The following is a 334-nucleotide window of genomic DNA, read 5'->3' on the forward strand; positions in this document are numbered from 1 at the left end:
GAACACCAGGCTGGAAGGCCCGAGCAGGCTCTGGGTCAATTGGAAGGCAATGCCGAATACCACCCCGGTAAAAATACGCTGACCCATGGTCACTTCCCGCAGCGGACCAAAGATGAACGAAATCGCCACCAACACCAGGCTGATGGTCGCCAGCGGTTGCAGGGCTTTTTCCCAGAAGGCCAGACGGTATTCGCTGTTTTCAAGTTTCTGCTCTGCCAGATAATCCACGTAATAAACCAGATTGCGGATCGAGAGGCCTTCCGGAGGCAGAGCGATGATGTTCAATATTTCCGGGGTCAGGTCCGTCTTCCAGCGCCGCAGCGCGTAGGCATCC

The 334-nt window shown here is 56.0% G+C and carries 1 protein-coding gene; it reads right to left on the bottom strand.

Going from position 1 to position 334, the window contains the following annotated elements:
• On the bottom strand, positions 1-334 hold a 334-nt coding region (locus tag B3187_RS03395; protein ID WP_286804580.1), incomplete at both ends, for an LptF/LptG family permease.

The sequence above is a fragment of the Marinimicrobium sp. UBA4209 genome, assembly GCF_002381585.1.
Classification (GTDB): Bacteria; Pseudomonadota; Gammaproteobacteria; order Pseudomonadales; family Cellvibrionaceae; genus Marinimicrobium; species Marinimicrobium koreense.